Below are 11,636 nucleotides of genomic sequence, written 5' to 3'. Positions count from 1 at the left end.
CCGATAATCCCCGCATGCGTTTCCTGATCGACTTTTTCCCCATCGCACTGTTTGTGGCCGCGTACAAGTTCGGCGACATCTACACCGCCACTGGCGTGCTCATGGCCGCCACCGTGGTGCAGACCGGCATCATCTACGCCGTCGACAAGCGGCTGCAGACGCTGCAGAAAGTGACGCTGCTGCTGGTGCTGGTGTTCGGCGCCCTCACCCTGCTGCTGCACGACGAGCGCTTCATCAAGTGGAAGCCCACTGTCCTCTACGCGAGCATGGCCATTGTGCTGGCCGCGGCGCTGTGGGTCTGGAAGAAGAACTTCCTGCAGATCCTCCTGGGCAGCCAGCTCAGCCTGCCGGCGCCGGTGTGGTCGCGCCTGACCGTGATCTGGATCGGCTATTTCCTGTTCATGGCCGCCATCAACGCCTACGTCGCGGCCTACTACTCCACCGAGGACTGGGTGAACTTCAAGCTCTGGGGCTACGTGTTCCCGGTGGTGTTCATCGTCGGCCAGGGTCTGTACATCGCCCGCTACCTCAAGAGCGACACCGAAGCGGGGACCGGCTCATGATCCCGGACCAGCTGTTCGTGCCCACCGCGGCCGCGCTGCAGGCCGCCCTGGACGCTGCCCTCAGCCCGACCCGGCTGGAAGTCATCGACGAAAGCGCGGCCCACGCCGGGCACGCCGGCGCCAACGGCCTGGGCTATGGCACCCATTTCCGGGTGCGCATCGCCGCCCCCGCCTTCACCGGCAAGAGCCGCGTGGCGCAACACCGCCTTGTGTATGATGCGCTGCGCAATTTCACCGACGCCGGCCTGCATGCGCTGGCCATCGAAATCCTCACCTGATCCACACCATGAAATTCTCCCTGTCGGCCCTGACCGCCGCGGCCCTGATCGTTGCCGCTCCCCTGGCCATGGCCCAGAACGTCGCCATCGTCAACGGCAAGGCCGTGCCCAGCAGCCGCGTCACCGCGCTGGAGCAGCAGATTGCAGCCTCAGGTCGTCCGATCGACGAGGCCACCCGCGCCCAGATCAAGGAAGAAGTCATCCTGCGCGAAGTCTTCATGCAGGAAGCCCAGAAGCGCGGTATTGCCGCCACGCCGGAATACAAGGAGCAGATGGAACTGGCCCGCCAGACCATCATGATCCGCGCCCTGTTCGCCGACTACCAGAAGAAGAACCCGGTGTCCGACGCCGACCTGCAGGCCGAGTACGACAAGTTCGCCGCGGCCAACGGCGGCAAGGAATACCGCGCGCGCCACATCCTCGTCGAGAAGGAAGACGAGGCCAAGGCCATCATCGCGGCCATCAAGGGTGGCGCCAAGTTCGAAGACCAGGCCAAGGCCAAGTCCAAGGACCCGGGCTCCGGTGCCAACGGTGGTGACCTGGACTGGGCCAATGCCGCCAGCTACGTGACCGAGTTCTCCGAGGCCATGATCAAGCTCGAAAAGGGTCAGATGACCCAGGAGCCGGTCAAGAGCCAGTTCGGTTACCACATCATCCGTGTCGACGACGTGCGCCAGGCCAAGCTGCCGACCTTTGAAGAACTCAAGCCGCAGATCGCGCAGCAGATGCAGCAGCAGAAGCTGGGCGACTTCCAGCGCTCGCTGCGCGAGAAGGCCAAGATCCAGTAAGGATCGGCGTTCTCCTAAAAAAGCGCGGCGTGGTCCGCGCTTTTTTTGTGGCCACGAGGAAGTGGATCTGGCCACGCCGATCGGATTGGATTTGATCAAATATTTGAACCAGGTGGTTTGGATGCCACAATTCGGCATCCATTTGATCAAATCCAACCATGAACGCGCCTCCCACCGACATCCACAGCTTCCTGAGCGAGCACCGCATCCACGAGGTCGAGTGCGTGATTCCCGACATGACCGGGATCGCCCGCGGCAAGATCCTCCCCAAGGATCTGTTCCTCAGCTCCGGGCACATGCGCCTGCCCAAGAGCGTGCTGCTCAATACCGTCAACGGCCAGCAGCCCGACAACGCCGAGTTCGTCGGCGACACCGACCCCGACATGGTCTGCGTGCCCGATCTGTCGACCGCGCGCATGGTGCCCTGGGCAGCCGAACAGGTCGCGGTCATCATCCACGACTGTGAGGAGTTCGACGGCTCGCCGGTAGCCCTCTCGCCCCGCAGCGTGCTGCGCCGCGTGCTGGCGCTGTACGACGCACAGGGCTGGCAGCCGGTGGTGGCGCCCGAGATGGAGTTCTACCTGGTGGCCCGCCAGCAGAATCCGCACGAACCGCTGCAGCCGCCGCTGGGCCGCACCGGCAAGCCCGAGGCCGGCCGGCAGTCGTATTCCATCGACGCGGTCAACGACTTCGACCCCTTCTTCCTGGAGCTCTCGCGCTTCTGCGAGGTGCACCGCCTGGGCGTCGAGACCCTGATCCACGAGGCCGGCGCCGGCCAGATGGAGATCAACTTCACCCACGGCGACGCCATGGACCTGGCCGACCGGGTGTTCCTGTTCAAGCGCACCGTGCGGGAAACGGCGCTGCGCCACGGCATCTTCGCCACCTTCATGGCCAAGCCGATGGAGGCCGAGCCGGGCAGCGCGATGCACATCCACCAGAGCATCCTGGACCGCGCCACCGGCCGCAACATCTTCAGCGAAGAGGACGGCGCGGTGACGCCGCATTTCCGCCACTTCATCGCCGGCCTGCAGCGCTACGTGCCGCAGGTGATGCCGATGCTGGCGCCCTACGTCAACTCCTACCGGCGCCTCTCGCGCTACATGTCGGCGCCGATCAATGTGCAGTGGGGCTACGACAACCGCACCTGCGGCATCCGCGTGCCGGAGTCCGACGCCGCCAACCGCCGGGTGGAGAACCGCGTGCCGGGCGTGGACGTGAACCCGTACCTGGCCATGGCTGCGACGCTGGGTGCCGGTTACCTGGGGCTGATGGAGAAGCGCCAGCCCAGCGAGCCGATGAAAACCAGTGCCTGGGACAGCGACCAGGACCTGCCCAGCCACATGGAGGACTCGATCCGCCGCATGCGCGAGTGCGAAGCGCTGCGCGATGTCTTCGGCGGGGCCTTCATCGACGCCTTCCTCGCGGTCAAGGAACTGGAGTACGCCACCTACAACCGCGTGATCAGCTCCTGGGAGCGCGAGCACCTGCTGCTGCTGGTCTGAGGAGACACACCACATGACGCAAGAACAACGACCCACCCGCGCCGGCCTGGACTGGCCGCGCGCGCAGGCCTTCCTCGCACAGGAGCGCGCCCGGTTCACCGAAGCCCACCCGCGCTCGGCCGCGCTGGCCGAGCGCGCCCGCGAACACCTGCTGTTCGGCGTGCCGCTGCACTGGATGAACGACTGGGGCACGCCGTTCGCGCTGCACGTCGACCACGCCAGCGGCGCCCAGGTCACCGATGTGGACGGCCACACCCTGGTCGACTTCTGCCTGGGCGACACGGGCGCCATGTTCGGCCATTCGCCCGCCCCGGTGGCGGCCGCCGTCGCCCGCCAGGCCACCCGCGGCTTCACCACCATGCTGGCCACCGAGGACGCTGCCGTGGTCGGCGAGCAGCTGGCACAGCGCTTCGGCCTGCCGGTCTGGCAGTTCGCGATGAGCGCCACCGACGCCAACCGCTACATCGTGCGCTGGCTCCGCGCCGCCACGGGGCGCCAGAAGATCCTGGTCTTCAACGGCTGCTACCACGGCACCATCGAGGACGTGTTCGTCGACCTGGTGGATGGTCGGCCGGTGCAGCGCGACAGCCTGCTGGGCCAGGTGCACAACCTGCTGGACACCACGGTGGTGGTCGAGTTCAACGACCTGGCCGCGCTCGACGCCGCACTGGCCGCGGGCGACGTGGCCTGCGTGCTGGCCGAGCCGGTGATGACCAACATCGGTATGGTGCTGCCCGAGCCCGGCTTCTGGGCCGAAGCCCAGAAGATCATCCGCCGCCACGGCACGCTGCTGGTGATGGACGAGACCCACACCATCAGCACCGGCCCTGGCGGCTACGCCCACGCCCACGGCATCGCAGCCGATGCCCTGGTGCTGGGCAAACCGGTGGGCGGCGGCGTACCCTGCGCGGTCTACGGCATGAGCGCCGAACTGGCGGCCCGCGCCGAACGGGCCAAGCGCGAGGCCCCACCGGGCCACAGCGGCATCGGCACCACGCTGACCGGCAACATGCTGGCCATGGCCGCGATGCGCGCGGCTCTCACCGAGGTCATGACCCCGGCCGCCTACGGGCACATGCTGGCACTGGCGCAGCGGCTGGCTGCCGGGCTGCGGGAGGTGATCGCGCGGCATGGCCTGCCCTGGTGCGTGACCCAGGTCGGCGCGCGCACCGAGTTCCAGTTCTGCCCGACCCCGCCCAGGAACGGCAGCGAGGCCGACCGCATCCTCGACGGCGAGCTGGAGCACCTGATCCACCTTGGCCTGCTCAACCGCGGCGTCATGATCACGCCCTTCCACAACATGATGCTGGTCTGCCCGCAGACCACCGACGAGCACGTCGCGCAGCTGATCGGCGCGCTCGACGAGGCGCTGACCCACATCACGCAGAAGGCATGAAGACCCCCGCCCCGACCCAGCAGGACGAGACCTATGCGCGGTTGCGCCAGTGGGTCACCGTGGGCCAGTTCCTGCCGGGGGAGCGGCTGAAAATCCACGCCATCGCCGAGAAGCTGGGCGTGGGCGTGATGCCGGTGCGCGCCGCGCTGCAGCGGCTGGCGGCCGAGGGTGCGCTGGTCAACGTGCCCCACGCCGGCATGCAGGTGCCCAAACTCTCGCTGGCCGAGTTCGACGATGTGCTGCAGACCCGGCTGCTGCTGGAAGGCGAAGCGGCCGAGCGTGGTGCCCACCGGCTCGACGCCGCCGGTGTGGCCGAGCTGCTGGCGCTGGAGCAGCGCATGCGCGAGGCACTCAAGGCCGGTGATGCCAAGGGCTATCTCGACGCCAACGAGCTGTTCCACCTGCGCCTGTACCAGGCCGCCGCCTCCCCCACCCTGCTCTCGCTGATCGAGACCGTCTGGCTCAAGGTCGGGCCGCTGTCGAACAGGCTGTTCGAGGTGGAGGCCTCGCAGCGCGTGATCAACGACGCCCACGGCGACGCGGTGATGGCGCTGCGCCTGCGCGACAGCGCCGGCGTGCGGCGCGCGATCGAGAAGGATCTGTTCGTGGCCGCGCAGTTTCTGCGGCCGTTCTGCGCCTGAACCGGCTCAGCCGCGCCACCAGACGAAGGCGGCCAGCAGGCCGATCATCACCGGCTGGTGCAGCAGGTAATACGACAGGCTCCAACGACCCAGCATCACCAGAGAGCGGCGCAGCCCGGTGGCCGCCGCGTCGCCCGCGCCCAGCCATTGCGGCCGGTGTGCCAGCGTCCAGCGCCCGGCCGCGACGCCCCACCACATCACGCCCAGCCAGGGCAGCACCGGAGCGTAGTCCTCGGTCACCGGCAGCTCGCTGATGAAGCCCAGCGCGTTCCAGCCCGGCTGGTTCAGGAACGCCAGCGACGGCAGCGCACCGATCACCAGCGGCGCTATCCATTTCATTGAGATCGCCAGCGCGCCCAGCGGCCAGAGCCAGGTGCCCCAGCCCGCTGTCAGTCGCACCAGGACCAGCATGGCCGCAATGCCGTGCAGGATGCCAAAGTAGATGAAGGTGTCCGGGAACATCAGCCAGGAGCCAATGCTCACCAGCAACGCCCCACCCGCCACCTGCGCCCAGCGCTTCCAGAACCGCGGCCAGCCCTGCCCCTGCTGCAGCGCCACCGCCTGCGACAGCCCGGCGGTGAACAGGAACAGGCTCACGATGAACGTGCGCTGCCAGGTCCAGAACGGGTCGTCGTAGAAGTCCTGCTGAATGAAGCCGAAGTGGTTGAGGTCGAAGCAGAAATGGAAGGCCGTCATCCAGAGCATCGCCGCGGCGCGCAGGATGTCGATGCGATCCAGGCGGGTGGTGGCTTTCACCGGCAACTCGAATGCACCTTCAGCAGCAGCTGCGCCAGCTCGCGCGGTGCGCTGACCATCGGGTCGTGGCCGGTCGCCAGTTCGTACACCGTCCAGCCCGGTTCGCTGCGCACCCGCTTGCGGGCGGCGTCGATGGTGGCCAGCGGCGGGTTCGTGCAGTCGATGAAGCTGTGCGGTATGGACCAGACCAGGGCCGGGTCGAACAGCAGGGTCTCGTGGTAGAGGCGGTAGGGCTGCGGCGTCTGGCGGCGGTTGACCCAGTCGCGGTCGGCGCCATCCAGCCCGAACACACTGGCGTCCGGCGGCGGAAAGCTCAGCCCGCCGCTGCTGCGCTGCGCCTCGGCGGCCCGCTTGGCCACGGTCTCCGCCGAGTGGGGCGTGCTCCAGCTGTTGCCGGGGTCTGGAACGCCCGCATCCAGATAGACCAGGTGCTGCAGCAGGCCGGGGTGCGCGCGCTGCAGGCGGTCGGCCACGCAGGTGATCAGGTTGCCCGCGTAGCTGTGGCCGACCAGCACCACGCGCTCCAGTTCCTCGGCTTCGATCAGCCCGATCACGTCCTGGATGTGGGTGTTGATGCCGACCGTCGGGCTCAGCAGGTGGGCCCGTTCGCCCACGCCGGTGAGGGTGACGGCATGGGTGTCCACACCGGCGCCGCGCAGCAGCGGCAGCACCCGCTTCCAGCACCAGGCGCCGTGCCAGGAGCCGTGGACGAGGACGATGGCAGTGCCGGAAGGGTCGTGGGATGCAGGCATGGGCGATCTCCGGGACAATATCGGGTTGATTTGCGGGGCCGTCAGTGGCCCCGATTCTGCCTGCACTGCCCACTTTTTTCGCGTCACCATGTTGCCCCACCAGCTCGAACTGCTTGCCCCCGCCCGCGACGCCGACATCGGCATCGAGGCCGTGAACCACGGGGCCGACGCGGTCTACATCGGCGGTCCCGGTTTTGGCGCCCGCACCAGCGCAGACAACAGCGTGCAGGACATCGCCCGCCTCGCGCGGCACGCGCACCGCTACAACAGCCGCATCTTCGTGACGATGAACACCATCCTGCGCGACGACGAGCTGGAGCCGGCGCGCAAACTGGCCTGGCAGCTCTACGACGCCGGGGTGGACGCGCTGATCATCCAGGACATGGGCCTGCTGGAGATCGACCTGCCGCCGATCCAGCTGCACGCCAGCACCCAGACCGACATCCGCACGCCAGAAAAAGCCCGCTTCCTGCAGGACGCCGGCCTGTCCCAGATCGTGCTGGCGCGCGAACTCACGCTGCAGCAGATCGCCGCCATCGACGCCGCGCTCGGCCCGAAAGACGCGCCCGGCCGCGCCATCCTAGAGTTCTTCGTGCACGGCGCACTCTGTGTGGCCTACAGCGGCCAGTGCTACATCAGCCACGCCCACACCGGCCGCAGCGCCAACCGCGGCGACTGCTCGCAGGCCTGCCGCCTGCCCTATGAGGTGAAAGACAGCCAGGGCCGCATCGTGGCGCACGACAAGCACGTGCTCTCGATGAAGGACAACAACCAGAGCGACAACCTGCGCGAGATCATCGACGCGGGCGTGCGCAGCTTCAAGATCGAAGGCCGCTACAAGGACATGGCCTACGTCAAGAACATCACCGCGCACTACCGGGTGCTGCTGGACGAGATCCTTGAAGAACGCCCCGAGCTGGCCCGCGCCAGCAGCGGGGAATGCACTTTCCACTTCCAGCCCGATCCGAACCAGAACTTCAACCGCGAGTTCACCGACTACTTCGTGCAGGGCCGCAAGGAAGACATCGGCGCCTTCGACACGCCCAAGAACCCGGGCCGCCCGATCGGTTTCGTCACTGCCACCGGCCCCAACTTCGTCGAGCTGCAGACCGACGAACAGGACACGGTCATCCACAACGGCGACGGCCTGTGTTACCTAGACCTGCAGAAGGAACTGGTGGGCCTGCAGATCAACCGGGCCGAAGCGGTCAACAAGAAGGGCCTGTGGCGGGTGTTCCCCAAAGACCCGATGGAGGGTTTCAAGGACCTGCGCAAGGGCGTGCAGATCAACCGCAACCGGGACATGGACTGGGTGCGCGGGCTGGAGAAGAAGTCGGCCGAACGCCGCATCGGTGCCTGGCTGGCCCTGGACGAAACCGCCGACGGCCTGACGCTGACCATCACCGACGAAGACGGCCACAGCGGCACCGCCACCCTGCCCGGCCCGCTGCAGGACGCCAAGGACCCCAGCCAGGCCGAAGACAAGCTGCGCGAGAACCTCTCACGCCTGGGCGACACCCTGTTCCAGCCGCTGGACGTGGCGCTGAACCTGAACGGTCCGCGCTTCGTGCCCGCCTCACAGCTCAACGCCCTGCGCCGGGATGCGGTGGAACAGCTGGAAGCCGGCCGTGCCGCGGCCTGGCACCGCCTGCCGCGCGCCAAGCCGGTCGAGCCGCCCGTCAACTACCCGGAAGACACACTCACGTACCTGGCCAACGTGTTCAACCACAAGGCGCGCGATTTCTACGCGAAGCACGGTGTGAAGGTGATCGCCGCTGCCTACGAGAGCCACGAGGAAGAAGGCGAAGTCAGCCTGATGATCACCAAGCACTGCGTGCGCTTCTCGCTCAGCCTCTGCCCCAAGCAGGCCAAGGGCGTGACCGGCGTGCAGGGCACGGTGCGCGCCGAGCCGATGCAGCTGATCAACGGCAAGGAGAAGCTGACCCTGCGCTTCGACTGCAAGCCCTGCGAGATGCACGTGGTCGGCAAGATCAAGCGCAGCGTGATGAACGCCGCGCCGGCAAGCCCGGTGACGTTCTACCGAACGCGACCGGCGACCCCGGCCTGAGTCATCAGGCGTCCTCGCGCGCCTCGATCACCAGCTCCCGCACCCGCACGCCCTTGACGGCGGCGATGGCCCGGATGCGCAGGCCCTGCTCGGCCTCGAGCCGCGTCCGCTGGTGGTAGTCCAGGCTGTCGGTCTGGCCGGGGTTGTGGGCGGGAATGCGGCGCGACCACTGGCGCCGGCCATCGAACTCCACCGTCAGCTCCAGCCAGGCGCCGCCGGTGTCGGCAGGCACATCGACCAGCAGAGCGGCGTCCACGTCGAACACCCGGGCCCGGCCGTTGAGGCCAGGGATGTTGAGCACCGCAACCCCGTCTGCGCTCTGGACGCGCCAGTGTTCGGGGCGGGAATCATGAGGGTTGCGAGGGCGATTTTTCATGTCGCCCGAACTGTAGAGCATGCCCGCTCAGACCGCGGCCATGGCGCGCTGCAGGTGGATCAGATGTAGGCCGCCACCGGCTTGACGTGGCGCATGTGCAGGCTCAGACCCAGCGCAGCCATGTGGTTGCTGTTGCGGCCCAGGATCACCTCCGACAGCGGCAGGAACTCGGCCTCTTCGTAGGCGGCATGGGCGGTGTACTCGGTGACCAGGCGCTGCACCTCGCCGATGTCCAGATCGGTGCTCTGGCCTTTGGCGACCTGCTTGAGGCCCTTTTCCAGCCGCTTCCACAGCGCCTCGACCATGCGGTGCTCCTCGGTCAGGCGCTTGGTCATGGCTTTCACGCGCTCCAGTTCCTCGCCGGGCTTCGCGCTGGCAATCACTGCTGGGAACAGCTCGCGCTCTTCTTCCAGATGGTGTTCGAAGATGGCTTCCCGGAAGAACTCCAGCGACTGCTCGGCGATCTGACGGGCGCGGGCAGCGGGTTCCAGCAGCGCGGGCAGCTCGTCCAGCGCATTCAGGCGCTTGAGGATGCCGCTGTGGCAGTTGGAGAAGTTGTTCAGCGGGGCGTCGGTGTCAACGGCGGTGTTCATGGCGGCTCCTCTCGGGTTGGTGTGCACCGAAGCTGGTCTTCAGCACACTTACGATCTGGATGCCAGTCTGGGCCCGCCGTGTTGTTGAGGCCTTGACGCAAGTCAAGGCCCGCCCTTGTTCATTCAGTGTGCGGACTGGCCGCGCAGCTTGTTGAAGGCGTTGAACAGCAGCACGCAGACGATGCCGGCAATGAGGCCGGAAACCCCGCCCGCCAGGCTGTTGACCACGCCACCGATGGCGCCCAGGCCCCCGGCCCAGTGCTCGACCGCATGGCCCAGCGCCGGTACACCGTGCAGCAGGATGCCGCCGCCCACCAGGAACATCGCCGCCGTACCCAGCACCGACAGGGCCTTCATCAGCCAGGGCGCAAAGGCCAGCAGACCTCGGCCGAAGGCTTGCGTGGCGGATGAGCCGCTGCGGCTCAGGTGCAGGCCCGCGTCGTCGAGCTTGACGATGCCGCCGACCAGGCCGTACACGCCCAGGGTCATGATCAGCGAGATGCCGACCAGCACCGCGACCTGCTGGGCAAAGGGTGCCGTGGCGACCGCGCCCAGGGTGATGACGATGATCTCGGCCGAGAGAATGAAGTCGGTGCGCACGGCGCCCTTGATCTTCTCCTTCTCGAACGCGACCAGGTCCACTTTCTCGTCGCTCACGGCCTTCACGAGCTCGGCGTGGTGGGCGTCGTCCTCGTCTTTGGCGTGGAAGAACTTGTGCATCAGCTTCTCGGCACCTTCGAAGCACAGGAACAGGCCGCCCAGCATCAGCAGCGGCGTGATCGCCCAGGGCGCCACCGCGCTGATGGCCAGGGCTGCCGGCACCAGGATGGCCTTGTTCAGCAGCGAGCCCTTGGCCACCGCCCAGACCACCGGCAGTTCGCGGTCGGCGTTCACGCCCGTCACCTGCTGCGCGTTGAGCGCAAGGTCGTCGCCCAGCACGCCAGCCGTTTTTTTCGCGGCCATCTGCGTCATGGCCGCCACGTCATCAGCCGCCGACACGCTCTGGCGCGCCGCGACCTTGGTCATGGTGGCCACGTCGTCGAGCAGGGTGGCGATGTCGTCAAGCAGTGCGAGGAGGCTGGAGGCCATGGCGGTGGTTCAACTTTCAGGACCAGACAAGGGGAAACAGCGGGTCGTCCATCGGTGCGCCGTCGGGCAGGCGCTGGTCGAGGTCAGGGAATGGCGGGGAGGTGCGCCAGCGGCGAGGCGCGTGGACCGCATCATCGCCCAGGTAGCGGGCCGAAAAAACGCGCCGCCGCGCGCCCGGACCGGTGCCGCTGCTGGCGTGCAGGCTGAGCATGTGGAAGGCCACGCAGTCGCCCGGCTCCAGCGCCCAGCCCAGTTGCCGGTAGGTGCCGGGCTCGGCGTCGATGGGCGGCAGCTCGGCCAGCGTGCCCTCCGGGAACCACTTGGCCTGCTGGTCGCGGAAGGTGCGCGGCATGTACCAGGTGCCGTCGTGCGAGCCGGCGACGAAGCGCAGCGTGCTGGCCAGCGGCACCGGGTCGACCGGTATCCAGAAGCTGACGTTCTGCCTGCCGCCGACGTTGTAGTACGGCTGGTCCTGGTGCCACGGTGTCGGCTGGCGGGTACCGGCTTCCTTGACCAGCAGGTGGTCGTGGTACAGGCGCGCCGTGCGGCTCTGCATCAGCTGGGCGGCCAGATGCGGCAGGGCCGACTCCTTGAGGATGCGCTGGTAGTCCGGGTTGGTCTGCCAGGTGCAGAAGTCCTCGACGAAGCGGCCGGGGTCGTCGGGCTCGCTCGCCACCAGCGCCAGCGGGCTCAGGTGCGTCAGGTTGTGCTCGATGCCAGCCTCCAGCGTGCGCAGATCGTCGGCGTTGAGCACGCCCCGCAGCACCACCGCCCCGTCGCGGGCGTAGGCCTGGATGGTGTCGTCGGGCAGGGGGCGCGAGCGGCTCATCG

13 protein-coding genes are annotated in these 11,636 nt (G+C 67.6%); 7 read left to right on the top strand and 6 right to left on the bottom strand.

Going from position 1 to position 11,636, the window contains the following annotated elements; all coding sequences use genetic code 11:
* Positions 1-14: 14 nt before the first annotated feature.
* From BC358_RS11070 to BC358_RS11045, 6 genes are all read left to right on the top strand, one after another.
* Positions 15-563, top strand: a complete 549-nt coding sequence (locus BC358_RS11070) for a septation protein A (protein ID WP_079365838.1) — start codon at positions 15-17, stop codon at positions 561-563.
* Positions 560-841, top strand: coding sequence for a BolA family transcriptional regulator (locus BC358_RS11065; RefSeq protein ID WP_066160293.1), 282 nt, complete (start codon positions 560-562; stop codon positions 839-841). The genes BC358_RS11070 and BC358_RS11065 overlap by 4 nt, the downstream gene beginning before the upstream one ends.
* 8 nt (positions 842-849) lie before the next feature.
* Entirely contained in the window at positions 850-1,629 is a 780-nt protein-coding gene (locus BC358_RS11060; protein WP_079365837.1) for a peptidylprolyl isomerase, read from the top strand.
* Between the two features lie 158 nt (positions 1,630-1,787).
* Positions 1,788-3,134, top strand: coding sequence for a glutamine synthetase family protein (locus BC358_RS11055; RefSeq protein ID WP_066160300.1), 1,347 nt, complete (start codon positions 1,788-1,790; stop codon positions 3,132-3,134).
* Positions 3,135-3,147: 13 nt separating this feature from the next.
* Positions 3,148-4,530, top strand: a complete 1,383-nt coding sequence (locus tag BC358_RS11050) for an aspartate aminotransferase family protein (RefSeq protein WP_079365836.1) — start codon at positions 3,148-3,150, stop codon at positions 4,528-4,530.
* A complete protein-coding gene (locus BC358_RS11045; protein WP_079365835.1) occupies positions 4,527-5,171 on the top strand; it encodes a GntR family transcriptional regulator in 645 nt (214 codons plus the stop codon). The genes BC358_RS11050 and BC358_RS11045 overlap by 4 nt, the downstream gene beginning before the upstream one ends.
* Before the next feature lie 6 nt (positions 5,172-5,177).
* Here BC358_RS11045 and BC358_RS11040 read toward each other — a convergent pair whose 3' ends face one another.
* A complete protein-coding gene (locus BC358_RS11040; protein WP_143434282.1) occupies positions 5,178-5,876 on the bottom strand; it encodes a heparan-alpha-glucosaminide N-acetyltransferase in 699 nt (232 codons plus the stop codon).
* 47 nt (positions 5,877-5,923) lie between these two features.
* The gene (locus BC358_RS21845; RefSeq protein ID WP_133156732.1) at positions 5,924-6,679 is read right to left on the bottom strand and encodes an alpha/beta fold hydrolase; all 756 of its coding nucleotides are present in this window, start codon (positions 6,677-6,679) and stop codon (positions 5,924-5,926) included.
* A gap of 88 nt (positions 6,680-6,767) precedes the next feature.
* Between BC358_RS21845 and BC358_RS11035 the strand changes: the two genes are divergently transcribed.
* A complete protein-coding gene (locus BC358_RS11035) occupies positions 6,768-8,747 on the top strand; it encodes a U32 family peptidase (protein WP_079365834.1) in 1,980 nt (659 codons plus the stop codon).
* 4 nt (positions 8,748-8,751) lie between these two features.
* Here BC358_RS11035 and BC358_RS11030 read toward each other — a convergent pair whose 3' ends face one another.
* The 4 genes from BC358_RS11030 to BC358_RS11015 form a co-directional block, all read right to left on the bottom strand.
* Complete coding sequence (locus BC358_RS11030; protein ID WP_079365904.1) at positions 8,752-9,123, bottom strand: hypothetical protein; 372 nt, start codon at positions 9,121-9,123, stop codon at positions 8,752-8,754.
* Positions 9,124-9,182: 59 nt separating this feature from the next.
* On the bottom strand, positions 9,183-9,716 hold the full coding sequence (locus BC358_RS11025) for a hemerythrin domain-containing protein (RefSeq protein ID WP_066160315.1): 534 nt from the start codon (positions 9,714-9,716) through the stop codon (positions 9,183-9,185).
* A 123-nt stretch (positions 9,717-9,839) separates the two neighbouring features.
* A complete protein-coding gene (locus tag BC358_RS11020) occupies positions 9,840-10,805 on the bottom strand; it encodes a DUF808 domain-containing protein (RefSeq protein WP_079365833.1) in 966 nt (321 codons plus the stop codon).
* Between the two features lie 16 nt (positions 10,806-10,821).
* Positions 10,822-11,634 carry a phytanoyl-CoA dioxygenase family protein gene (locus BC358_RS11015; RefSeq protein ID WP_079365832.1) on the bottom strand — a complete coding sequence of 271 codons (813 nt, stop codon included), beginning with the start codon at positions 11,632-11,634 and terminating at the stop codon, positions 10,822-10,824.
* Positions 11,635-11,636: the final 2 nt, after the last annotated feature.

Origin of the sequence: Hydrogenophaga sp. H7, assembly GCF_002025745.1 — a bacterium.
In the GTDB taxonomy this organism is placed as follows: Bacteria; Pseudomonadota; Gammaproteobacteria; order Burkholderiales; family Burkholderiaceae_C; genus Hydrogenophaga; species Hydrogenophaga pseudoflava.
This window is presented reverse-complemented; position numbering and strand designations above follow the sequence as displayed.